This is a genomic window from Streptomyces sp. SCUT-3 (assembly GCF_014083985.1).
Classification (GTDB): domain Bacteria; phylum Actinomycetota; class Actinomycetes; order Streptomycetales; family Streptomycetaceae; genus Streptomyces_H; species Streptomyces_H thermolineatus.
On record NZ_CP046907.1, the window covers coordinates 4,411,199 to 4,433,648 of the forward strand.

At 73.6% G+C, this 22,450-nt stretch carries 21 protein-coding genes; 11 read left to right on the top strand and 10 right to left on the bottom strand.

Translation table 11 applies throughout. The features are described 5' to 3' along the window. Window positions 1-4 precede the first annotated feature (4 nt). Complete coding sequence (locus GQS52_RS19495; RefSeq protein WP_182314647.1) at window positions 5-1,204, bottom strand: helix-turn-helix domain-containing protein; 1,200 nt, start codon at window positions 1,202-1,204, stop codon at window positions 5-7. A gap of 180 nt (window positions 1,205-1,384) precedes the next feature. Between GQS52_RS19495 and GQS52_RS19500 the strand changes: the two genes are divergently transcribed. Further along, the gene (locus GQS52_RS19500) at window positions 1,385-2,101 is read left to right on the top strand and encodes a pirin family protein (protein WP_182314648.1); all 717 of its coding nucleotides are present in this window, start codon (window positions 1,385-1,387) and stop codon (window positions 2,099-2,101) included. A 43-nt stretch (window positions 2,102-2,144) separates the two neighbouring features. On the opposite strand, the gene GQS52_RS19505 is transcribed toward GQS52_RS19500, so the two are convergent. Beyond that, window positions 2,145-2,963, bottom strand: coding sequence for a serine hydrolase domain-containing protein (locus tag GQS52_RS19505; protein ID WP_182314649.1), 819 nt, complete (start codon window positions 2,961-2,963; stop codon window positions 2,145-2,147). Between the two features lie 138 nt (window positions 2,964-3,101). On the opposite strand from GQS52_RS19505, the gene GQS52_RS19510 reads away from it, so the two are divergent. Further along, window positions 3,102-3,572 (top strand): MerR family transcriptional regulator, encoded by a 471-nt coding sequence (locus GQS52_RS19510; RefSeq protein ID WP_182314650.1) that lies wholly within the window; start codon window positions 3,102-3,104, stop codon window positions 3,570-3,572. Window positions 3,573-3,578: 6 nt separating this feature from the next. Next, complete coding sequence (locus tag GQS52_RS19515; RefSeq protein ID WP_182314651.1) at window positions 3,579-4,649, top strand: aldo/keto reductase; 1,071 nt, start codon at window positions 3,579-3,581, stop codon at window positions 4,647-4,649. 90 nt (window positions 4,650-4,739) lie between these two features. Here GQS52_RS19515 and GQS52_RS19520 read toward each other — a convergent pair whose 3' ends face one another. The 6 genes from GQS52_RS19520 to GQS52_RS19545 form a co-directional block, all read right to left on the bottom strand. Further along, window positions 4,740-5,699 carry a DUF4429 domain-containing protein gene (locus GQS52_RS19520; RefSeq protein WP_182314652.1) on the bottom strand — a complete coding sequence of 320 codons (960 nt, stop codon included), beginning with the start codon at window positions 5,697-5,699 and terminating at the stop codon, window positions 4,740-4,742. 82 nt (window positions 5,700-5,781) lie between these two features. Further along, complete coding sequence (locus tag GQS52_RS19525; RefSeq protein ID WP_259371158.1) at window positions 5,782-6,990, bottom strand: alpha/beta hydrolase family protein; 1,209 nt, start codon at window positions 6,988-6,990, stop codon at window positions 5,782-5,784. A gap of 141 nt (window positions 6,991-7,131) precedes the next feature. Next, window positions 7,132-8,346 (bottom strand): acyltransferase, encoded by a 1,215-nt coding sequence (locus tag GQS52_RS19530; protein ID WP_182316577.1) that lies wholly within the window; start codon window positions 8,344-8,346, stop codon window positions 7,132-7,134. Window positions 8,347-8,389: 43 nt separating this feature from the next. Continuing rightward, window positions 8,390-9,676: an alpha/beta hydrolase gene (locus GQS52_RS19535; RefSeq protein WP_182314654.1), complete on the bottom strand. Its 1,287-nt coding sequence runs from the start codon at window positions 9,674-9,676 to the stop codon at window positions 8,390-8,392. Between the two features lie 167 nt (window positions 9,677-9,843). After that, the gene (locus GQS52_RS19540) at window positions 9,844-10,536 is read right to left on the bottom strand and encodes a response regulator transcription factor (protein WP_182314655.1); all 693 of its coding nucleotides are present in this window, start codon (window positions 10,534-10,536) and stop codon (window positions 9,844-9,846) included. Continuing rightward, window positions 10,533-11,936, bottom strand: a complete 1,404-nt coding sequence (locus tag GQS52_RS19545) for a sensor histidine kinase (RefSeq protein ID WP_182314656.1) — start codon at window positions 11,934-11,936, stop codon at window positions 10,533-10,535. Before GQS52_RS19545 ends, GQS52_RS19540 begins: the two co-directional genes overlap by 4 nt. Before the next feature lie 299 nt (window positions 11,937-12,235). On the opposite strand from GQS52_RS19545, the gene GQS52_RS19550 reads away from it, so the two are divergent. Both GQS52_RS19550 and GQS52_RS19555 read left to right on the top strand, forming a co-directional pair. After that, entirely contained in the window at window positions 12,236-12,646 is a 411-nt protein-coding gene (locus tag GQS52_RS19550) for a peptidase inhibitor family I36 protein (RefSeq protein WP_182314657.1), read from the top strand. 90 nt (window positions 12,647-12,736) lie between these two features. Then, window positions 12,737-13,009: a DUF4190 domain-containing protein gene (locus tag GQS52_RS19555; RefSeq protein WP_259370864.1), complete on the top strand. Its 273-nt coding sequence runs from the start codon at window positions 12,737-12,739 to the stop codon at window positions 13,007-13,009. A gap of 180 nt (window positions 13,010-13,189) precedes the next feature. Here the strand turns inward: GQS52_RS19555 and aceE are convergent, their stop codons facing one another. Then, window positions 13,190-15,922, bottom strand: coding sequence for a pyruvate dehydrogenase (acetyl-transferring), homodimeric type (aceE, locus tag GQS52_RS19560; protein WP_182314658.1), 2,733 nt, complete (start codon window positions 15,920-15,922; stop codon window positions 13,190-13,192). 524 nt (window positions 15,923-16,446) lie between these two features. On the opposite strand from aceE, the gene GQS52_RS19565 reads away from it, so the two are divergent. The 6 genes from GQS52_RS19565 (at window position 16,447) to GQS52_RS19590 (ending at window position 21,027) form a co-directional block, all read left to right on the top strand. After that, the gene (locus tag GQS52_RS19565) at window positions 16,447-16,887 is read left to right on the top strand and encodes a DUF3052 domain-containing protein (RefSeq protein WP_182314659.1); all 441 of its coding nucleotides are present in this window, start codon (window positions 16,447-16,449) and stop codon (window positions 16,885-16,887) included. A 195-nt stretch (window positions 16,888-17,082) separates the two neighbouring features. Then, a complete protein-coding gene (locus GQS52_RS19570) occupies window positions 17,083-17,541 on the top strand; it encodes a peroxiredoxin (RefSeq protein ID WP_182314660.1) in 459 nt (152 codons plus the stop codon). A gap of 119 nt (window positions 17,542-17,660) precedes the next feature. Beyond that, window positions 17,661-18,236 carry a TerD family protein gene (locus GQS52_RS19575; protein ID WP_182314661.1) on the top strand — a complete coding sequence of 192 codons (576 nt, stop codon included), beginning with the start codon at window positions 17,661-17,663 and terminating at the stop codon, window positions 18,234-18,236. Window positions 18,237-18,394: 158 nt separating this feature from the next. Beyond that, window positions 18,395-18,970: a TerD family protein gene (locus GQS52_RS19580; RefSeq protein ID WP_182314662.1), complete on the top strand. Its 576-nt coding sequence runs from the start codon at window positions 18,395-18,397 to the stop codon at window positions 18,968-18,970. Between the two features lie 51 nt (window positions 18,971-19,021). Next, the gene (locus GQS52_RS19585; protein WP_182314663.1) at window positions 19,022-20,161 is read left to right on the top strand and encodes a DUF475 domain-containing protein; all 1,140 of its coding nucleotides are present in this window, start codon (window positions 19,022-19,024) and stop codon (window positions 20,159-20,161) included. 140 nt (window positions 20,162-20,301) lie between these two features. After that, window positions 20,302-21,027: a Tellurium resistance gene (locus GQS52_RS19590; protein WP_182314664.1), complete on the top strand. Its 726-nt coding sequence runs from the start codon at window positions 20,302-20,304 to the stop codon at window positions 21,025-21,027. Window positions 21,028-21,095: 68 nt separating this feature from the next. On the opposite strand, the gene GQS52_RS19595 is transcribed toward GQS52_RS19590, so the two are convergent. Continuing rightward, the gene (locus GQS52_RS19595) at window positions 21,096-22,385 is read right to left on the bottom strand and encodes a TerD family protein (RefSeq protein ID WP_182314665.1); all 1,290 of its coding nucleotides are present in this window, start codon (window positions 22,383-22,385) and stop codon (window positions 21,096-21,098) included. Window positions 22,386-22,450 lie beyond the last annotated feature (65 nt).

The window sequence follows — 22,450 nt, forward strand, 5'->3', positions numbered from 1 at the left end:
AAACTCAGCGCCGCTGTTCTGCGTCCGCGAGACGTCCCAGGATGAGCGCCGTCCGCAGGGTGAACGCGGAACGGACGTCGGAGGGTGACCATCCGGTGACGTCCGTCACACGTCTGAGCCGATAGCGCACGGTATTCGGGTGCACGAACAGCATGCGCGCCGCGCCTTCCAGGGAGGACGCCTGCTCCAGGTAGACACTCAGCGTTTCCAGCAGGGCCGACCCGGCTTCTTCCAGCGGTCTGTAGATCTCCTCCACCAACTGCCTCCGGGCGCCCGGGTCACCGGCCATCGCGCGCTCGGGCAGCAGGTCGTCCGCGAGCACCGGACGGGGCACGTCCGGCCACGCCGCGCACGCCTTCAGACCGGCCGCCGCGGCCTGCGCCGACCGCGTCGCCGACACCAGGTCCGGCACGACCGGGCCCACCACCACCGGCCCCGGCGCGTACGGGCCGATCAGCGCCTTCGCGATGCGGATCGGGTCCCCCGGACCGCCGGCCACCACCACCAGCCGCTCGCCCAGGACCCCGGTCAGCACCTGGAGCCTGGCGTGCCGGGCGGCCCGGCGGATCGCGTCCACCGTCAGCTCGTTGTCCCCGTCCGGCGCGGTGCCCAGCACCACCACCACCCGGTCCGGCGACCTCCAGCCCAGCGCCGCGGCGCGCGAGAGCATCCCCTCCTCCGCCTCGCCCGACAGGATCGCGTTGACCACCAGGGACTCCAGCCGGGCGTCCCACGCGCCGCGCGCCTCCGCGGCCTGCGCGTACACCTGCGCGGTGGCGAAGGCGATCTCGCGCGAGTAGACCAGCAGCGCCTCGCGCAGCGCAGACTCGTCCCCCGGCGCGGCCACCTCGTCGATCGCCGACTCCATCACCTCGATGGTGGTGCGCACCATCTCCACGGTCTGGCGCAGCGTCACCGCCCGGGTCAGCTCGCGCGGCGCGGTGCCGAACACGTCCGTGCTGATCGCCTGCGGCGCCTCGGGGTGGCGGAACCACTCGGTGAACGCGGCGATGCCCGCCTGCGCCACCAGGCCGATCCACGACCGGTTCTCCGGGGGCATGGCCCGGTACCACGGCAGCGCCTCGTCCATCCGCGCGATGGCCGCGGCGGCGAGGCGGCCCGCGGACTTCTCCAGGCGGCGCAGGGTGGTGGGGCAGGGATGTCCGCTGCGGTCGTTGCGGTCATTGCGGGAGGCATCAGGCACGTGACAAGCCTGCCTCATCGCGGGCAGTGCTCGTCACCGGCCTCGTCACCGGCCCTGTCAGTCGTCTCCTCACCGGTCCTGCCGCGGGCCCGGCGGTGCGGCGGGCGCGGTCGGCGGTGCGGGCGGGCCCGGCGGGTGCGCGGGACCGGCGGCGGCCGCGGCGGCCGTAGGCTGGCGGGCGTGATCGACATCAGGCGGGCGGACACCCGGTACCGGGGCGGTGACCGGCAGGCCGGCATCGACACCCGGCACGCCTTCTCCTTCTCCGGGCACTACGACCCGGACAACACCGGGTTCGGCCTGCTGACGGCCGTCAACGACGAGCGGCTCGAACCCGGCGCCGGGTTCGGCGAACACCGGCACCGCGACACCGAGATCGTCACCTGGATGGTCGAGGGCGCACTGGAGCACCGCGACTCCACCGGCGCCGCCGGCACGCTGCGGCCCGGCCAGGTGCAGAGCACCGGCTCCGGCGCCGGGATCCTGCACACCGAGCGCAACGCGCACACCGGCCCCACCCGCTTCCTGCAGATGTGGCTGCACCCGGACCGCCACGGCGGCCCGCCCCGCCACGACCGCGCCGACGTGACACTCCCGCAGGACGGCGGCCTGGTCCCGGTGGCCTCCGGCCGCGGGCACGCCGGCGCGGTCGCGCTCCGCCAGGCGGACGCCGTGCTGCACGCCGCCCGGCTCGGGGAGGGTGGCACGGCGGCTCTGCCGCGGGCGCCCTTCGTGTACGTGCACGTGGTGCGCGGCGCGCTGCGACTGGGCGAGGAACCGCTGGGGGAGGGGGACTCGGCGCGGATCACCGGCTGCCGGGACCTGGAGGTCGCCGGCGCGGAGGGCGGCGGGGAAGCCCTGGTGTGGGAGATGCACGCCGAGCCCTCGTACGGCTGACCGGGCCCGGTCCCGGCCGGGGACGGCCTCGCGCAGGCCGGGGTCAGCGGCCCTTCAGCTCGGCGAGGACCGCGTCCGTCAGCGCCGGCCACACCTCGACCGCCCACGGGCCGAAGGGCCGGTCCGTCAGGCACACGCAGGCCGCGCCCGCGTCCGGGTCCACCCACAGGAAGGTGCCCGACTGCCCGAAGTGGCCGAAGGTGCGGGGGGAGGAGGACGCCCCCGTCCAGTGGGGGGACTTGCCGTCCCGGATCTCGAACCCGAGCCCCCAGTCGTTGGGCTTCTGGTTCCCGTAGCCGGGCAGTACCCCGTTCAGCCCCGGCATGACCACCGAGGTCGCCTCCGCCAGGGTCGAGGCGTCCAGCAGCCGGGGCGCCTGCAGCTCGGCGGCGAACCGGACCAGGTCGTCCACCGTGGAGACCCCGGCCGCGGCGGGGGAGCCCGGCAGCTGCGTGGCGTTCATCCCCAGCGGTTCGAGCACCGCCTGCCGCAGGTACTCGGCGAACGGCATCCCGGCCGCCGCGGCGACCGTCTGCGCCAGCTGCTCGAAACCGGCGTTGGAGTACACCCTGCGGGTGCCCGGGGCTGCCATGGAGCGGGGCTCGTCGAACGCCAGGCCCGAGGAGTGGCACAGCAGGTGACGCACCGTCGAGCCCTCCGGGCCCGCCGGGTCGTCCAGCTCGACCGCGCCCTCCTCCACGGCGATCAGGGAGGCGTACGCGGTGAGCAGCTTGGTCACCGACGCCAGCGGGAAGGGGCGCCCGGTCGGGCCGTGCGCCCCGGCCACCGTTCCGTCGCGGCGCACCACGGCCGCCGCCGCCGTGTCGACCGGCCAGTTCTCGATCACCCGCAGAGACTCCATGCCTGCGACTGTAACGGTGCCCGCCCGTCCCTCGTTCCCCGGCCTGCGCTTGCCTGGAGTGCACTCCAACTCTCTAGCGTGGTGACGACCGCGAGGACGGCAGGACCCGCCACGGCGGCAGGACCCGGGAGGTGCGGCATGACCGCAGTGCAGGCCGGGAACGGCCACGGACCGGACGGCGCCACGGCGCTTCCGTGCACGCAGCCGCGACCGCGCCCGCGGCCGGCGGACCGCGACCGCTACACGATCGGCGAGGTCTCCGAGCACACGGGGCTGAGCGCGCACACCCTGCGCTGGTACGAGCGCATCGGCCTGATGCCGCACGTCGACCGCTCGCACGGCGGACGGCGCCACTACAGCGACCGCGACCTGGACCGGCTCGACTTCGTCGGCAAACTGCGGCTGACCGGGATGCCGGTGGCGGACATGGTCCGATACGCCGAGCTGGTGCGCGAGGGCGAGCACACCTTCGCCGAACGGCAGGACCTGCTGCGCGCGCACCGCGAGAACGTGCGCTCCCGGATCGCCGAACTGCGGACGACGCTCGCCGTCCTCGACTTCAAGATCGACTCGTACGCTGACGCCCGGAGGGCGTCGGAGAGGAACTGATCCCCCATGAACGGCGAGAACACGCAGAACACGCAGAACACGGGGAGCGGGCGGGGCTCGGAGGGCGGCGCAGGGAGGATCCCGGCCGTCGAGCTCGGCACGGGCGGCCCGGAGGTGGGCGTCCAGGGGCTGGGCTGCATGGGGATGAGCGAGTTCTACGGGGACACCGACGTCCCCGAGGCGCGTGCCACCCTGGAGGCCGCCCTGGAGGCGGGGGTGACCCTGTTCGACACCGCGGACATGTACGGCCGCGGCGCCAACGAGGAGTTCCTCGCCCCCTTCGTCCGGGCCCACCGCGACGAGATCACCCTGGCCACCAAGTTCGCGATCGTCCGCGGCGAGGACGGTGCCGTGCGCGGCGTCCGCAACGACCCCGCCCACATCCGCCGGGCCGTCGAGGGCAGCCTGCGGCGCCTGGGGACCGACGTCATCGACCTCTACTACATGCACCGGCGCGACCCCGCGGTCCCCCTCGAGGAGTCGGTGGGCGCGATGGCCGAACTGGTGAGGCAGGGAAAGGTGCGGCACCTGGGCCTGTCCGAGGTGACCGGCGCCGAGCTGCGCGAGGCGCACGCCGTCCACCCGATCGCGGCCCTGCAGTCCGAATGGTCGCTGTTCAGCCGGGACGTGGAGCGCAGCGCGGTCCCGGCCGCCGCCGAACTGGGCGTGGCCCTCGTCCCCTACTCCCCGCTCGGCCGGGGCTTCCTGACCGGCTCCTTCACCGACGCGTCCCAGGACCTGGGGGAGACCGACTACCGCAGGCAGCACCCCCGCTTCACCGGGGACAACGCCCGCGCCAACGCGGCCCTGCTGGAACCGGTGCACAGGATCGCCGGGGCCCACGGCGCCACCGCGGCCCAGGTCGCGCTGGCCTGGGTGCACCGGCGGGCCGAGGTGCACGGCCTGACCGTGGTGCCGATCCCCGGCACCCGCAAGCGCTCCCGGCTCGCGGAGAACCTCGCCGCGATCCGCCTGGAGCTGACCGCGGACGACCTCACGGCCCTGGACGCCGTCGCGGAGAGCGTCGCGGGGAACCGCTACCCGGACATGAGCGGCACCTCGGCAGCCCGCGAATGACGCAGTGACCGCCCCGCGGGCGGCCGGCCCGGGCCGGGCACCCGGTGCGGGCCGGGGCACCGGCACCGGGCCGGGTCGGCGCGGGGGGTGTCAGAGCTCGGCCAGCAGCTGCGCCTTCTTCGTCGTGAACTCCTCGTCGGTGAGCAGCCCGGCGCCGCGCAGCTCGCCGAGGTGGCGGATCCGGTCGGCGATGTCGGCGGCGTCGCTCCTGTACCGGGCGCTGCCGGCCGCGGCGGGGAGGCCGGGCCCGCCGGCCCGGGCCGCGGACGCCGCGGGGTGCGAGGAGAGCGCGGCGTGCGCGGCGTGCGCGGAGTACGCGGAGTACGCGGAGGGTGCGGGCGCCGCGCCGCCCGCGGCCCGGGACGCGGCCAGGACCGCTGCGGCGAAGGGCAGCGAATCGTGCACCGCTCCGTGAACGAGCCCGAGGACCACCGCCGCGGGGTCCTCGGCCGGGTCGGCCGGCTGGCCGCCCTCGCGCAGCAGGAGGCGCAGGTGCCCCCCGGTGCCCCTCGGCGGGCGCCATTCCACGCCGGCCAGCCGCTCCACCGGGAACGTCTGGTCCCCGGCCTTCCACTTCGCCGCGGAGGCCCCGGTCAGGGACCAGCGGAAGAACACCTCCCGGCCGTCGAAGGACGCCCTGCCGTCCCTGCCGCCGAACTGCAGCGGGACGGGGGGAGCGGGCAGCAGGAAACCACCGTTCCGCCCCCGCCCGGAGCCGGAGGCCGCTTCCCGCACCAGGCGGGCGCAGCGCTCGGCGAGCCCCTCCCGGTCGGCCGGCAGCACCAGCCGGTACGGGTCGGCCGAGTCCCTCAGCTGCCCGTCCGCCGCGTCCGTCAGCGGGTCCGTGCCCGGCCGCGGCCGGGCACGCAGGACCACCGTGCCGCGCCTGCCGCGGCCCGTCTCCACCGACGCCACGGCCTCGTACGGCAGCCGGCGTTCCCCCAGCACCTGAAGCAGTCTCGGCGTCCGCACACCCCGCTCGTAGCGGATGTGCACGGCATCCGTCCCGAACTCCCAGGTGGCGTGGACCCCCGTCAACACCTCGCCCATGGCCTCACATCGTAGGTGCGGGAGTCCCCGGGGGACCCCGGCGTGCGCAGGCCCGTCCGGAAGCGGCCAGTTCCGGTTGCGGTCAGGAACGGACCCTGGCGCCGGCGCCCCCCGCGGTGCGGTCGTTCCCCGCCGTGCACTCCACGGTCCCGTAGCGGCCCAGTGCTATCCGGGCGAAGTTCTCCAGGCTGCCGGTGCCCGGCGCGAAGTAACCGGAGTGCCCCCGGGCCCGTTCCGAGCCGACCACCCGTGCGCCGAAGGCGGGGGAGACCGGGTCGCCGCCGTGGCCCAGGCCGGCGAACTCCAGGTGCGGGACGTTCCCGATCCAGTCGTCCCGGTCCCGGGCCGCCCACACCCGGGCGCCGGTGCGCAGCTGCGCCGCGTTGTCCACCCGCATTCCCGGGCTGCCGGAGACCGCGATGTCGGTGACCCGACCGTCCAGCCGCGGCGCGGCGACCCCGCACACCACCGACCCGTAGCTGTGGCAGAACAGGGAGACCGGGGAACGGCCGGGGAGCGCGCCCAGCAGGCGCTCCAGCCGGACGGCGCCGCCGGCGGCCAGGGTGCCGGTGGCCGCGTCCACCCCCACGCCGAGGGGCGTGGTGTAGTCGGCCCAGGCGATGACCGCCACCTTCGCGCCGGGCTCGAGCCGCCGGGCCTCCCGGTAGAGGGAGCCGGCCATGCCCGAGGGGGCGGAGTACCGCCTGCGGGTGCGCTCGAAGGTGTCCAGGTCGGTGTCGGAGCCGGGGACGACCACCGAGACCCGGCGGGCGGTGGACAGGTCGCCGAAGACCTCGGCGGCCCGGCCGCGTCCGGCCGGGTCGAAGGCGAGGACCTGACGGCCGCCCTGCAGCAGGGACGCGTACCGGTGTGCGCGTCGTCCGGCCTCGTGCCGGCCCTGCACGGTCAGCCGGGGGTCGCGCGCCCTCTCGCGGGCATCGGCCAGGGCCCGGGAGATCGCCGTCCGGTTGGCCCGGTAGCGCAGCCGCACCGGTGCGCCGTCGAGGTTGCCCACGACCAGGGGGTGGCGGTCGGCGAGCCGGACGGACTGCCGGGAACCGATGGCGGAGAAGAAACGGGCGATCGCCGTCGGAGCGGAGTCCGTGCGCGGCAGTTTGCGGGAGCCGACCGAACCGTGCAGCCAGGCGGCCAGGGCCGCCTTCCGCGGGTCGGGCGGACGTGCGTGCCGCTGGGAGGCGGTCCAGCCGCTGGTGGCCAGCAGGACGAAGACGATCAGCACGGCCAGCGCGGCTCTGCCCGGCGGGGCCGCGTCCTGCGCGAATGCGCGCAGCCAGTACCAACCGATTGCGTGGGGGGAGGAGCCGAATCGCTCGTCGAGAGGAGTCACCGGGGGTCACCCTAGGAGATCCCGTGGCCTGTCCGTGATCAAAGTGACGCAGGTCACGGAGGAAACAGGTTTGAACGGCGAGGGTCATACGACGACGAATGCGTACACAGCGAATCCCGAGGTCAGGGCCGCGACGACCGCCCGGGCCCGCCGCGGCACGCCCGTCCACGGGGCCTCGAAACGCCGCACCCGTGAACCGACGGCGACCAGCACCCCGGCGAATACCGGCAGCCAGCACAGCCGTGCCGCAACCCACCCGAGGGAATCGGGGGGAGCGGTCAGGCCGGGGACCGTGCCGAGGAGCCCGCCGGGGACGGCGACCGCCAGCATCGCGCTCTGGTGCCAGCACAGGACCGTCATCGCGGACAGGTTCAGCACCACGACCGGAGCCCACAGCCCGGGACGGCGCAGCCACCGGCCGATCCGGTCCCGCAGGAGGACCGCCGCGCCGCACTGCGCTCCGGCGAGGGCGATCACCAGCAGGGACGGGGGATGGGAGTTGGCGCGCGCAGCCCCCGGCACCCCCACCATGCTCGCGGGATAGCCGAAGGCCACCAGCAGTACGGCGAACATGGCGACGCCGCCCGTCAGCAGCACCCATCCGCCCCGCCGGCCGATGCGGCCCCCGCCCCAGGCCACCCCCAGCTGGTAGGCGAACAACCAGCCGGGCACGAGGTTGACCAGCCCGGTCCAGGAGGGCACGGACTGTGCCCACGGACCGTAGCGGAGCAGGTCCACCACAGCGACGCACAGCAGCAGCGGGGCCGCGGTCCAGCCGCCCAGCCGGTCCGCCGCGGCCGCGCAGCAGGGGGTCAGGGCCGTCAGGACCAGGTAGATCCCGACGAACCACAGGGGCTGGACGACCAGCACCGCGGCCGTCCGCAGCGTGCCCGCGGGCACCCCGGCCGCATGGAGCACAGGCAGCAGCACCGCCCACGCCGCGGTGACTGCCAGAACCGGCCGGCCGAGCCGGGCGACCCGGGCGCGCAGCCAGACGGACACCGGGACACCGCGCCCGGCGGCCCGGCGCAGCGACAGCACCGACGCGGCACCGCCCACGAGGAAGAAGATCCCGAGCATCTGCAGGAACCAGGAGGCCGGGGCGAGGAAGGGCATCGCGGACAGTGGACTGGCGTTGCGCAGGGAGCCGTCGGGGGCGAGGACGAGACCGCCCAGCAGCCAGTGGCCGGCGGGTACGGAGAGCAGGGCCAGGGCCCGCAGCCCGTCGAGCGCACGGTCGCGGTCGGGCGGAGTGCGCGCGTCGGTCCGTGCCGCCGCGTCGCCGAGCCGTCCGCGCAGCCCGCCGCGGGGGAGAGGACGGGGGCCGGGCGTGTTCCGGTGGTCAGGGGAGGTCACGGCGGCACTCCGGATCGGTGTCGGCGCAGGCCACGTCGGACCAGCGGCCCAGGACGAGCGCGGTGAGGCTGGCCAGGGAGCCCGTGCCCGGGGCGAAGTAGCCGCTGTGCCCGCGGGCCCCGGCGGTGGACAGCCGCCGCGCGCCGAACGCCGGGTCGACGGGGTCGGTCCCGTGGCCCAGCCCGGCGAGGCTGACGTGGGGCACGTGCCGGATCCAGTCGTCGGGGGCGCGGCCGGCCCAGACGCGGGCGTCGGTGCGCAGCTCCTCGGCGGAGCCGGCGCCCGCGCCGGGACTGGCGAGGAGGACCAGGTCCGACGCCTCGTCCGGGGCGAGCGAGGACGCGGCCAGGCCGCACACCACCGAGCCGTAGCTGTGGCACAGCAGGGCCGGAGGCGCGGCCGGGGCGGTGGAGGCCGCCAGCCCCTCCAGGAACCGGTCCAGCCGGGGCGCACCCGCCCGGGCGAGGCGGGAGGAGGCCGCGTCCGGGCCCACCCCCACCGGGGTGGTGTAGCCGGCCCAGACGACCACGGCGACCGGGACGCCCGGGGCCGTGCGGGCCGCCCGCCGGTACAGCGCCGCGGCCGCGGCAGCCGGCGTGCCGCCCTTGGTGCCCGGCCGGTCGTAGGTCGTCAGGTCGGTGTCCGACCCGGGGACGAGGACGGCGACGCGGCGCGCCTTCCCGAGGTCTCCGAGGACCTCGGCGACGGTGCCGCGCCCGCGGGGGTCGAAGGAGAGGATCTGCCGGCCGGGCCGGGCGAGCGCGAGATAGCGGGCGGCCTGCCCGGGCCGGCCGGCCGCCCGGGCGGCCCGCCCGGCGGCCTCCAGGGCCGCGCGGTTGGCCGCGTACCGCAGGGGAACGGGCGCACCGTCGAGGTTGCCGACGGTCGAGGGGTGCCGGGCGGCGAGGGCCCGCCGCCGGTCCGCGTCCAGTCCGGCGAAGAAGCGGGCGACCTCGCGGGCGGAGGCGGACGCGGGGTCGGGCAGCCGGCCGGAGGAGGTGTCCGCCCGCCAGGCGGCGGCGCCGGGGGCCGGGCCGGTGACGGGGGTCTGTGCGGACGCGGCGCTCCAGCCGACCGTGGTGCACACGGCGGACAGCACGAGCCCGAGGGCGACCGCGGTGCGCCGCAGCCTCGCCCCCCGCCGCCTCTCGCGCGCCCCCGTCCGGATCCGGCGGCGCGGGAGCCTGCTTCGGCCGTCGGCGGTGTGCGGGCGGAGTGCGGTCCCGGTGGCGGCGGTCGGCCGGTGCGGGGCCTCGGTGGGGGCGGTCGGCATCTTCCCTCGTTCCCTCGTCGGTGGGGCGGCGGAGGGAAAGGTAGGAAGGAGACGCACTGCGGCACGTCACACCGGGGAGCCAACTCCCCGGTGATACCGGAGTACGAGGTGACGCCGGAATGCGGGTCGGCGTCGGGATGCGGGTCGGCGCCCTGCCCGTGCCGTGGCTAGCGCCCCGCCCGTTCGCCGTCCCCGGGACGCACCAGGCCGCTCTCGTAGGCGCAGATCACCGCCTGCGCCCGGTCCCGCAGGCCGAGCTTGGCCAGGATGCGGCCGATGTGCGTCTTCACGGTCTGCTCGGCCACGACCAGGGCGGAGGCGATCTCGGTGTTGGACAGCCCGCGGGCGACGAGTCCGAGCACCTCGGTCTCACGGGGGGTCAGGCCGTTGAGCCGGGTGGAGCGTTCGCGCCGCGGCACCGGGCGCTGCCGGGCGAACTCCTCGATCAGACGCCGGGTCACGGAGGGGGCGAGCAGTGCGTCGCCGGCCGCGGCGACGCGTACCGCCGAGATCAGGTCGGCCGGAGGGGCGTCCTTGAGCAGGAAGCCGCTGGCCCCGGCCCGCAGCGCCTCGTAGACGTAGTCGTCGATGTCGAAGGTGGTCAGCATCAGCACCTTCGGGCGGTGGGTGACGTGCGGCGGCGGGTCGAGGAGCCGGCGGGCGGCCTCCAGGCCGTCCATCTCCGGCATGCGGACGTCCATCAGCACCACGTCAGGAAGGGTGTGCCCGCACACCTCGACCGCCCGCAGGCCGTCGGGCGCCTCGCCGACGACGTCGATGTCCGGCTGGGCGGCCAGCAGCGCGGCGAACCCCGCCCGCACCATGGCCTGGTCGTCCACGACGATCACGCGGATGGTCATGAGGTGCTGACGTCCTCCCTGCCGGCGCCTTCGCCGGCTCCTGTAGCAGTGCCGTCGGCGCCTCCCGCGCCGTCGGTCCCCGGGTGCGCGGCGAGCGGCAGCGCCGCGGCTACCCGGAAGCCGCCCTCCGGCGTCGGACCCGTTTGCAGGGTCCCGCCGAGCAGCCGGACGCGCTCGCGCATGCCGACGAGCCCGTGCCCGGTCCCTTCCGCCCGCGGCTCCAGCGGTTCCCCGGGGGCGCCGGCGGCGTCGTTGACGACCTCGATCCGCAGTTCCCGCTCGCCCGCCGGGCCGCGGGACGCGAGGCCGACCGTGACGAGGGCCCGGGCTCCCGGCGCGTGGCGGACCACGTTCGCCAGGGCCTCCTGCACGATCCGGTAGGCCGACAGGTCCACTGCAGGCGGAAGCCCCCGCACCTGTGCGCCCTCGAACGACAGCGTGGTCGGGACCCCGGCCCGGGAGACGGCGTCCACCAGGGGGAAGAGGCGGTCCACCCCCGGCTGCGGGGTGCGCTCGCCGCCGTTGTCCTCGCTGCGCAGCACCCCCAGCAGCCGCCGCATCTCGGTCAGCGACTCCCGGGCCGACGCGCCGATCGCGGTGAACTCCTCCAGCGCCTCCTCGGGGAGCCCCTCGATCCGGTACGGCGCGCTGTCCGCCCGGACGGTGATCACCGACATGTGGTGGGCGACCACGTCGTGCAGCTCGCGGGCGATGCGCGTGCGCTCCTCCAGCAGGGTGCGCCGGGCGCGCTCGGCCTCGCTGATGCCCACCTGCTCGGTCAGCCGGCGCCGCGCCTCGCCCCGCTCCCGCAGCGCGCCCCCCAGCAGGAGGAGCACGCCGCCGAGGACGAAGACCAGCACGCTCGTGCTCGTGCCGGACCGGCCGGGGGCGATCAGGTCGAGTCCGAACCCCGCGGCCCCGGTCGTCAGCCAGACGGCGGTCAGGGTGCGCGCCCGTTCGCGCAGTGACAGGGCGGTCAGCAGGGCCAGGTAGCCGATGACCCCGGGAGGGGTCCACGGCCAGGCGCTCACGGAGTCCGAGGAGAGGAGGGAGGCGACGGCGCCGGCCAGATGGGCCGGGGCGACGATCCACCAGGCCTGCAGGGGCCGGGCGACGGCCAGGAGCAGCGGGGCGGTCTGCGCGGTGGCGAGCATGCCGGCCACCCCTCCGCCGACACCGTGGTCGTTCCCGAGGACCACCACGGTGACGGGCAGCAGCGAGGCGACCAGGGCCACCGCGACGACGTACGGCAGTGCGCGCTGCCACGGCGCGGACGCGCCGGACAGCAGGGGAGCGGTGTCGGAGGAGGGCCGGGCGAGACTGCGCGCGAGGTCGCGGACGAGCGCGTACGGGCGCCGCGGGGGCGTACGCGGACCGCTCTCGGCATTCGGAGTGTTCACCGTCGCCCAGCGTAGACGGCGGGTGCCGCGGGGGGAGTCGTACCAGGGTCGGGAACTCCCGTAGTACCGGGGTATGACGAGCCGCGCCGGTGCCGGCGAGGACCGGGTACCGGTGATGCGCGCGGACTCCGGCCGTACCCGCGGAGGCACGGCGGCCGGGCGTCACCCTTCCGGCCCCAGGTGCCTCCCCGTACGGGTGAAGTGCGGGCCGCGCCCCTTGCTCCGGCTCTCCGGGGGCCGCAACGCTTGCCGGGCCGCCGGCTCACGGGGGGCCGGCCCGCACGGGGGAGCCGTCGCCGATGCGCCACGTCCTGACCATGACTCTGACCATGACCTCGGCCCTGGGCCTGGCCGCCCCGGCCCAGGTCCCGGCGTCCGCCGCCCCGGCCGCGCCCGCGGCCCGCCCGGCCGCCGCGGCCGAGCCGCACCAGGGGCGCTGCGCCCGCGGTGAACTGTGCCTGTGGACCGGGGAGAACCACACCGGCCACCGGTACGCGTACGACCTGTCCACCGCCGACGTGGAGAGCTGCGTCCCGCTGCCGGGCCGGGCCGTCGCGAAGTCTCTCGCCAACCGCACGGGCCGCCCGGTCACCACCTACCAGTCGCGCGAGTGCGCCACCGAGGGCGACTTCGAGACCTATCCCGGCTCGGGCAACTGGACTCCCGAATCGCCCTACGCGGTGCGCGCGTTCCAGATCCAGCAGCACTGACCGGCCGTCACGTCGGTACGCATGGATGTCCGGAGCCGGGGCAGTCGGAACTCACCGGCGCGAGCCGGTACACAAGCTCTGGAGGAGGACATGATGTCGGGTTTCGGGAACAGTGCGGGCAGATCGGGTTCCAACGCCGGGACGCTGGGCATCGCCTCGCTGGTGTGCGGGATCCTCGGGCTCTTCTTCCTGGGTATCGTCCTCGGTCCGCTGGCGATCGTCCTCGGATACCTGGGGCAGGGGAAGAGCTACCGCAACACCGGCGCGATGCCCGCCTTCATCGGCATGATCCTCGGCATCGTTGTCACGGTGCTGTCCGTGGTCTGGCTGGCCACCTCCGCCGGCACCGGCCTGGTCGCCTGAACCGCCGCCCCGGCGCGGTGACACCGCGCACCGGCGGAGCACGACGGCAACGACAACGGCAACCGCAACCGCAACGGACGGGGCGGGGGCGGCAGCACCGGAAAGATGCTGCCGCCCCCGCCCCGTCCGTTGCGGCGGGCGGTCCGGCCGGCCGCGTCACCGCGGCCGGCCGGACCGCTCTCAGGCGTCGCCGCCCGCGGCGCCCGGGTCGGCCGCGGCCACGTCCAGCAGTTGGTAGCGGTCGATGGCCTGCTTGAGCACCGAGCGGTCGACCTTGCCCTCGCGGGCGAGCTCGGTGAGCACGGCCAGGACGACCGACTGCGCGTCGATGTGGAAGAAGCGGCGGGCCGCACCGCGGGTGTCGGCGAAGCCGAACCCGTCGGCGCCCAGCGACTGCCACGTCCCCGGGACCCAGCGGGAGATCTGGTCCGGAACGGCGCGCATCCAGTCCGAGACCGCCACGAACGGGCCCTCGGCGCCGGAGAGCTTGCTCGTCACGTACGGGACGCGCTGCTCCTCCTCGGGGTGGAGGAGGTTGTGCTCCTCGCACGCCACCGCCTCGCGGCGCAGCTCGTTCCAGGAGGTGGCGGACCACACGTCGGCCCGCACGTCCCACTCCTCGGCGAGGATCCGCTGGGCCTCGAGCGCCCACGGCACGGCCACGCCGGAGGCGAGGACCTGCGCGGGGACCGAGCCGGACTCGCCGGCGCGCAGCCGGTACAGGCCCTTGAGGATGCCGTCGACGTCGACGCCCTCGGGCTCGGCGGGCTGCTGGATCGGCTCGTTGTAGACGGTCAGGTAGTAGAAGACGTCCTCGGAGTCCGGGCCGTACATCCGGCGCAGGCCGTCCTTGACGATGTGCGCGATCTCGTAGGCGTACGCCGGGTCGTAGGAGACCGCCGCCGGGTTGGTCGAGGCGAGCAGCTGCGAGTGGCCGTCGGCGTGCTGCAGGCCCTCGCCGGTCAGCGTGGTGCGGCCGGCGGTCGCACCGAGGACGAAGCCGCGCGAGAGCTGGTCGGCCATCTGCCAGAACTGGTCGCCGGTGCGCTGGAACCCGAACATCGAGTAGAAGACGTAGACCGGGATCAGCGGCTCGCCGTGCGTGGCGTAGGCGGAGCCGGCGGCGATCAGCGAGGCGGTGCAGCCGGCCTCGGAGATGCCGTCGTGCAGCAGCTGGCCGGTCGGCGACTCCTTGTAGGCCAGCAGCAGCTCGCGGTCGACGGACTCGTACGTCTGGCCCAGCGGGTTGTAGATCTTCGCCGACGGGAAGAACGCGTCCATGCCGAACGTGCGGTACTCGTCGGGGGCGATCAGCACGAAGCGCTTGCCGATCTCCTTGTCCCGCATGAGCTCCTTGAGGATGCGGACGAACGCCATGGTGGTGGCGATCGACTGCTGCCCGGTGCCCTTCTTCGCCGTGGCGTAGGCCTTGTCCCCGGGCAGTTCCAGTGCCTTGGACCGCACGACCCGGGTCGGCACGTAGCCGCCCAGGGAGCTGCGGCGGTCGTGCATGTACTGGATCTCCTCGGAGTCCTTGCCCGGGTGGTAGTACGGGGGCAGTCCGGACTCGAGTTCGCGGTCGGCGATCGGGATGTGGAGCCGGTCGCGGAAGCGCTTGAGGTCCTCGACCGTGAGCTTCTTCATCTGGTGGGTCGCGTTGCGGCCCTCGAAGTTCGGGCCGAGGGTCCAGCCCTTGACGGTCTGCGCCAGGATCACGGTCGGCTGGCCCTTGTGGGCCTTGGCCGCCGCGTACGCCGCGTAGATCTTGCGGTGGTCGTGGCCGCCGCGCCCCAGGTGCAGGATCTGGTCGTCGGTGAGGCCCTCGACCATGCGGCGCAGGCGGTGGTCGTCGCCGAAGAAGTGCTTGCGGATGTAGGCGCCGGTCTCGGTGGCGTAGGTCTGGAACTGCCCGTCGGGGGTGGTGTTGAGCTTGTTGACGAGCACGCCGTCGCGGTCCTGGGCGAGCAGCGGGTCCCAGCTGCGGTCCCAGACCAGCTTGATCACGTTCCAGCCGGCACCGCGGAAGACCGACTCCAGCTCCTGGATGATCTTGCCGTTGCCGCGGACCGGGCCGTCGAGGCGCTGCAGGTTGCAGTTGACCACGAAGGTGAGGTTGTCCAGGCCCTCGCGGGCGGCGATGCTCAGCTGGCCGGTGGACTCCGGCTCGTCCATCTCGCCGTCGCCGAGGAACGCCCACACGTGCGACTTGGAGGTGTCGGCGATGCCGCGGGCCTCCATGTAGCGGTTCATGCGGGCCTGGTAGATGGCGCCGATGGGGCCCAGGCCCATGGAGACGGTGGGGAACTCCCAGAAGTCCGGCATGGACCGCGGGTGCGGGTAGCTGGACAGGCCCTCGGGGGCCTTGGACTTCTCCTGGCGGAACCCGTCGAGCTGCTTCTCGCTCAGCCGGTCCAGCAGGAACGCGCGGGCGTAGATGCCGGGCGAGGCATGGCCCTGGAAGAAGATCTGGTCGCCGCCGTCGCCCTCGTCCTTGCCGCGGAAGAAGTGGTTGAAGCCGACGTCGTACAGCGACGCCGACGAGGCGAAGGTCGCGATGTGGCCGCCGACGCCGATTCCGGGGCGCTGGGCGCGCGAGACCATGACGGCCGCGTTCCAGCGGGTGGCGTTGAGGATCTTGCGCTCGATCTCCTCGTTGCCGGGGAAGAACGGCTCGTCCTTGGTGGCGATGGTGTTGACGTAGTCCGTGCTGCGCATCTCGGGCACGGCCACGCGCTTCTCGCGGGCACGCTCGATCAGGCGGAGCATCAGGTAGCGGGCGCGTTCGCGACCCCGCTCACTGATGGCCGCGTCGAGCGAGTCGAGCCATTCCGCCGTCTCCTCGGGATCAAAGTCCGGGACCTGGCTGGGAAGGCCGCCAATGATGATCGGGTTGCGATCGGATCCGGAAGCCACGCTGTTCCTTCACTCTCGGTCTTGCTCTGCTGTGTCGCGCCGCCTCCATCGTGTACCGCTCATGGAGAATCCGTCATCTCTACTGTGCGGTAACCGCCACGTGGTGAGATGGCGGCCCTTTTCGGGCCTGTGGATCGGTCCGACGGGTGGCCCGCAAGTGCCTGTGGGCGACTGTGGTCCAAATCGCAACTGTACGCCCGTGCCGTCACCGGTCGGACACCAGTTCCGAGGTGCGGAACCCCGGCGGCGGAGGGGGCGGAGGGGGTGCACCGGGGCCTGCGGCCGTTCGGGTCCGTTCCGCAGGGGTGTGAGGGACACTGGAGGGGTAGGGGAAAATCCCGCCGCAACCCGGGCGAATCCCTGTGGCGCCGGTCACCGGGAGATGCGCGACTTGCGGTGAGAAGTCGACGTTTGGGCGGGATGCGGGGTCAGGTACTTGCGCGAACCGCCCGTCACGTGTGGACTACGGCCATCGCCCCGCACACGCGCGGGACCGATGACATCCACAGGACAGGAGGCACACGGTGAGCGCGACCGCGGACCACGCGGAGGAGCGGACCAACCCGGCCGGCAGGTTGGGTTTCCAGCCCGGACAGGTGGTCCAGGAGCTCGGTTACGACGACGACGTCGACCAGGAGCTCCGTGACGCCATCGAGGAGCTCACGGGCGAGGAGCTCGTCGACGAGGACTACGACGACGTCCCGGACGCCGTGGTGCTGTGGTTCAGGGAGGACGACGGCGACCTGACGGACGCGCTCGTCGACGCCCTGGGGCCCATCGACGACGGTGCGCCGATCTGGCTCATGACCCCGAAGACGGGTCGGGACGGCCACGTCGAGCCCAGTGAGATCAACGAGGCCGCGCAGACCGCGGGCCTGGCCCAGACCAGCAGCGTCAACGCGGGCAAGGACTGGTCGGGCACCCGGCTGGTGACCCCGAAGACGGCACGCGCCGGAAAGCGCTGAACCAGCTGCCGGGCGGCGGGCCCCGCCGGTCACCGACCGGCGGGGCCCGCGGCCGTCCGCCGTCCCGCCGCGGCCGTCCGGGCTTTCCCGGCTTCTTTCCGGCCCCGGCGCCGTTCGGGGCGGCCGCAGTGAAAGACTGGCCGCACCGCGTGCCGAGCCGGCGCGCGGACAGGCGACACGAAAGGGACGGCACACATGGCGATCGAGGTCGGCACCGAGGCTCCGGACTTCGGGCTGAAGAACCAGAACGGCGAGACCGTCCGGCTGTCCGACTTCCGGGGCTCCAAGAACGTGGTCCTGCTCTTCTACCCCTTCGCCTTCACCGGCGTGTGCACCGGGGAGCTGTGCGCCCTGCGCGACGAGCTGCCGACCTTCGTCAACGACGACGTCCAGCTGCTCGCCGTCTCCAACGACTCGCCCTTCGCGCTGCGCGTCTTCGCCGAGCAGGAGGGCCTGGAGTACCCGCTGCTGTCGGACTTCTGGCCGCACGGAGAGGTCTCCCGCGCCTACGGCGTCTTCGACGAGGACAGGGGCTGCGCGGTGCGCGGGACCTTCGTCATCGACAAGGAGGGCGTCGTGCGCTGGACCGTCGTCAACGGCCTGCCGGACGCCCGCGACCTCAACGAGTACGCCAAGGCCCTGCAGGCGCTGTAGGGGCGACGCGCCGCCGGTGGACCGGCCGGGCCGGGGAACCCCGGACTAGGATCGGCGCGTTGACCTGATGGCACTGCACGAGGGGGGCACACGATGCTCCTCGGACCTTGGGAGAACTCGTGGGAGTCAGCCTCAGCAAGGGTGGAAACGTCTCGCTGACCAAGGAGGCGCCGAACCTCACGGCCGTCGTCGTGGGTCTGGGATGGGACGTGCGCACCACCACCGGCACGGACTTCGACCTCGACGCGAGCGCCCTGCTCACGAACGAGGGGGGGAAGGTGTCGTCCGACGCGAACTTCGTGTTCTTCAACAACCTCACCAGCCCGGACGGCTCGGTGGAGCACACCGGGGACAACCTCACCGGTGAGGGCGAGGGCGACGACGAGCAGATCAAGGTGAACCTGGCCGGGGTCCCGGCCGACGTCGCCAAGATCGTCTTTCCGGTCTCGATCTACGAGGCGGAGGCCCGTCAGCAGAGCTTCGGCCAGGTGCGCAACGCGTTCATCCGGGTGGTGAACCAGGCCGACGGCAACGAGCTGGCGCGCTACGACCTGACGGAGGACGCCTCCACCGAGACCGCCATGGTCTTCGGCGAGCTGTACCGCCACGGTGCGGAGTGGAAGTTCCGGGCCATCGGCCAGGGATACGCCTCCGGCCTGCGCGGCATCGCCCAGGACTTCGGCGTCAACGTCTGAGGCCGTTTGCACGGCCCGCCGGGCCCCGCCCCGCCGTGAGGCCGGGGCGGGGCCCGGCGGGATCCGGGGCGGCGGGCCCGCCCCGGCGACGGCCGCACGCCGGGGGGCGGACGCCCGTCCGGCTGCGGAGTATCGGAACAGGGGAGGATGCGGCAGCCATGAGCGTCACGCTCGGCAAGGGGGGAAACGTCTCCCTCTCGAAGACGGCCCCGGGACTTCGGCAGGTGATGGTCGGCCTGGGGTGGGACGCGAGGTCCACCACCGGCGCCCCGTTCGACCTCGACGCGAGCGCCCTGATGTGCTCCGGAGGACGGGTGCTCGGCGACGACTACTTCGTCTTCTACAACAACCTCACCAGCCCCGACGGCTCGGTGGAGCACACCGGGGACAACCTCACCGGTGAGGGCGACGGCGACGACGAGTCGCTGCTGGTGGACCTGGACCTGGTCCCCGAACGGGTCGACAAGATCGTCTTTCCGGTCTCCATCCACGAGGCCGAGGAGCGCCGGCAGAGCTTCGGCCAGGTGAGCAACGCATTCATCCGGGTGGTGAACCAGGCGGACGGCAACGAGCTGGCGCGCTACGACCTGACCGAGGACGCCTCCACCGAGACCGCGATGATCTTCGGTGAGATCTATCGCTATCGAGGGGAATGGAAGTTCCGGGCGGTGGGGCAGGGGTATGCATCCGGACTCCGGGGTATCGCCCTAGACTTCGGAGTCAACGTTTCGTAAAAACACGCGTGTCCTGCGCGGGAGACCGCCGCACAGAGATTGGGAATGTCAGTGCTCCTACGGACTTTCGGGTGGTCGTTCGCCGTCACGGTGCTCGGTCTAGCCTTCGCTTTCTGGGCCTGGGGGTGGCAGGGATTCGCGATCGTGGCGATCCTGTCCGTCCTCGAGATCTCCCTCTCCTTCGACAACGCCGTGGTCAACGCGAGCGTGCTGAAGAAGATGAACGCCTTCTGGCAGAAGATCTTCCTCACCATCGGCATCCTGATCGCCGTCTTCGGCATGCGGCTGGTCTTCCCCGTCGTCATCGTCGCGGTCACCGCCCAGCTGGGGCCGATCGAGGCAGTCCAGCTGGCCATCGACGACAAGGCGAGGTACGAGGAGCTCGTCACCGCCGCCCACCCGGCGATCGCCTCCTTCGGCGGCATGTTCCTGCTGATGATCTTCCTCGACTTCATCTTCGAGGAGCGCGAGCACAAGTGGCTCGCCTGGCTCGAGCGGCCGCTGGCCAAGCTCGGCCGCCTCGACGTGCTGTCGATAGTCATCGCCCTGATCACCCTGCTGGTCGCCGCCACCACGGTGGCCACCAACGTGCCCGGCTCCGGTGACAAGTCGGGCACCGTGCTGCTCTCCGGCGTCGCCGGCCTGCTGACCTACCTGGTCGTGGGCGGCCTGTCGGACTTCTTCGAGGGCCGCCTGGAGGAGGACGAGGCAGCCGCGGACGAGGCCGCGGAGAAGCAGGCCGCGGAGGCGGCGAAGACCGGCCGCAAGCCGCAGTCGGCCGTCGGCCTGGCCGGAAAGGCCGCGTTCTTCCTCTTCCTCTACCTCGAGGTGCTCGACGCCTCCTTCTCCTTCGACGGCGTCATCGGCGCCTTCGCCATCACCAACGACATCTTCGAGATGGCGCTGGGCCTGGGCATCGGCGCGATGTACGTGCGTTCGCTGACGGTCTACCTGGTCCGCCAGGGCACCCTGGACGACTACGTCTACCTCGAGCACGGCGCGCACTACGCGATCGGCGCCCTGGCCGTCCTCCTGCTGGTCTCCATCCAGTTCCACATCAACGAGGTGATCACCGGCCTGATCGGCGTCCTGCTGATCGGCGCGTCGTTCTGGTCGTCGGTGGTACGCAACCGCCGACTGGGGGAAAACTCCTCGTCGAAGGGCACGGCGGAAGTGTCGTCCGGAGTGTGAGGCAGCGGCGCCGCAGGCGGCGCGCAGCACGCTCCTGACGGGGGCGGCGGCAACGGCAGGAACCGTTGCGGCCGCCCCCGAGGCATGCCGCCGGGCGGCGACGGACGAGGTACGAGGGGTGGGACTCTCCCATGCGGGACATGCAGCACTACCTGCGCAGGCTGCGGACGGCCCAGGTCGACAGCAACGCGCCCTACAGGGTCACGCTGACCAGGCGCACGCCGCTGGTCTCGCTGGACGAACAGGGCGCGGCCTCCGGCACACTGCGGGTCAACCTGGCCTGGTCGATGCGCTCGACCGACTTCGGGCAGCGCAGCCGCGGCCTGAAGGACGTGCTGCGCGACCCGGGCAGCCTGTTCCGGCCCGAGATCGTGCACGCGCAGGGCCCCGCCGTGGTCAACATCGACCTCGACCTGGCCTGCATGTACGAACTGGCCGACGGCTCCAAGGGAGTGGTCCAGCCGCTGGGCGACTTCTTCGGGGACATCAACCAGCCCCCGTACGTAGAGCTGAGCGGCGACGACCGGTTCGGCGGCTCCTCGGGCGAGACGCTCTACATCAACCTCGACAAGAAGGACGAGATCAAGCGGCTCCTGATCTTCGTCTACATCTACGACGGCACGCCCGCCTTCGACCGCACGCAGGGCAAACTCACCCTGTACCCCAACAGCGGTCCCCGGGTGGAGATCGACCTGGACGAGCGGGCCCCCCAGGCCCGGTCCTGCGCGGTGGTGCTCATCGAGAACATCAAGGGCGAACTGCTCGTCCGGCGCGAGGTGAAGTACGTCTACGGCTTCCAGTCCGAACTGGACCGGCTCTACGGCTGGGGCCTGCAGTGGGCCCGGGGCTACAAGAGCAAGATCTGACGCCGGGCCCCTCCGGCGGGAGCGGCCCGGCCCCGGCGGGGCCGGACCGCCCCGCCGGGGGCCGGGGCTCAGTGCCGGGCGGTCTGGAACTGCGGCCCCTGGGGCGGCAGGGCGAAACCGCCCGGCCGCCCGTGGTGCGCGTGCTGCCCGTGGTGTGCGGGCGGTGCGTGGTGCCCGTGCTGCGCGGGCGGCGGTACCTGCGGGGGAGGCGGATAGCCGTACCCGTGGCCCTGCGGGTGCTGCGGCGGGGGACAGCCGTAGCCGCCGTGCTGCGGGGGCGCGGCGGGTGCGGGCGGGGCCTGCGGGGGGTAGCCGTAGCCGCCGCCCTGCCCGGGACCCGCTGCCGCGGGAGCCGGGGCGACAGGGGCCGCCGGCGGATAGCCGTAGCCCCCGTGCTGCGGCGGCGCGACGGGCGCGGGGGGCATCACGGCCCCGGGGGGCATCACGGTTCCGGGGGGCATCACGGTTCCGGGGGGCACTGTGGCACCGGGAGGCATCACGATCCCGGGGGGCACCGTGGCGCCGGGGGAGTGGGCCACGGTCGCGTCCTGGTCCTGCGGCTCCGGCCAGGCGGGCGCGGGCGGCACGGACGACACCGGCGGTGCGGGCGGGAGGGGCGGCATCGGCGGCGCCTCCCCGGGGGCCGGGGAGGGCGCGTGCGGGACGTCCCCGCCCGCTCCGGCCCCGGCGTCGGCGCCCGGGTCGAGGTCTCCGGGCCCGTCGTCCCCGGGCCCGTCGTCCCCGGTCCGGACGGCCTCGGCTCCGTCGTCCCCGGTCCGGTCGTCCCCGGCTCCGTCGTCCCCGTGCTCGGCGTTCCCTTCCACGGCGACGCCGAACTCGGTGGCCAGGCCGATCAGGCCGCTGGTGTAGCCCTGGCCCAGGGCCCGGAACTTCCAGGTGTCGCCGCGCCGGTACAGCTCGCCGCACATCAGCGCCGTCTCGTCCCCGGTGTCCGGCACCACCTCGAAGAGCGCGACGGGCTCGGAGCCGTCCCCGGCGGAGGCGTCGTGGATCAGCAGCCGCAGGTCGGACACCCCGGCGAAGGTCCCCGCCTCGGCGGACGCCGCGACGACCACCCGGTCCACCCCGGCGTCCAGTTCGGACAGGTCGATCTCGACGCCGTCGCTGAGCCCGTCGGGGGTCTGCGACTTGGAGCAGTGACGGGCCAGCCCGGAGGGGTGCAGCGGCTGGTTGTAGAAGACGAAGTCCTCGTCGGAGCGCACACGGCCGTCGGCTCCCAGGAGCAGCGCCGAGGCGTCGACGTCCGGTACGCCGGTACCGGGACTCCAGTGCAGTTCGGCGCGGACCGAGGCCGCCGAGAGCGGGATGTTGGACCCCTTCACCATCGCGTGCGTCATGGCCGCAATCCTGCCCTCCCGGGCCCGCGCGGGACAATGCGGGTGCACCTGTGCACTGTTTCAGC

Coding starts and splice junctions, on each gene's coding strand:
- GQS52_RS19570 (WP_182314660.1), top strand. CDS start 17,083: ATGGCGATCGAGGTCGGCACCGAGGCTCCGGACTTCGGGCTGAAGAAC.
- GQS52_RS19510 (WP_182314650.1), top strand. CDS start 3,102: ATGACCGCAGTGCAGGCCGGGAACGGCCACGGACCGGACGGCGCCACG.
- GQS52_RS19505 (WP_182314649.1), bottom strand. CDS start 2,963: ATGGAGTCTCTGCGGGTGATCGAGAACTGGCCGGTCGACACGGCGGCG.
- GQS52_RS19555 (WP_259370864.1), top strand. CDS start 12,737: ATGATGTCGGGTTTCGGGAACAGTGCGGGCAGATCGGGTTCCAACGCC.
- GQS52_RS19580 (WP_182314662.1), top strand. CDS start 18,395: ATGAGCGTCACGCTCGGCAAGGGGGGAAACGTCTCCCTCTCGAAGACG.
- GQS52_RS19540 (WP_182314655.1), bottom strand. CDS start 10,536: ATGACCATCCGCGTGATCGTCGTGGACGACCAGGCCATGGTGCGGGCG.
- GQS52_RS19590 (WP_182314664.1), top strand. CDS start 20,302: ATGCAGCACTACCTGCGCAGGCTGCGGACGGCCCAGGTCGACAGCAAC.
- GQS52_RS19515 (WP_182314651.1), top strand. CDS start 3,579: ATGAACGGCGAGAACACGCAGAACACGCAGAACACGGGGAGCGGGCGG.
- GQS52_RS19535 (WP_182314654.1), bottom strand. CDS start 9,676: ATGCCGACCGCCCCCACCGAGGCCCCGCACCGGCCGACCGCCGCCACC.
- GQS52_RS19520 (WP_182314652.1), bottom strand. CDS start 5,699: ATGGGCGAGGTGTTGACGGGGGTCCACGCCACCTGGGAGTTCGGGACG.
- GQS52_RS19595 (WP_182314665.1), bottom strand. CDS start 22,385: ATGACGCACGCGATGGTGAAGGGGTCCAACATCCCGCTCTCGGCGGCC.
- GQS52_RS19550 (WP_182314657.1), top strand. CDS start 12,236: ATGCGCCACGTCCTGACCATGACTCTGACCATGACCTCGGCCCTGGGC.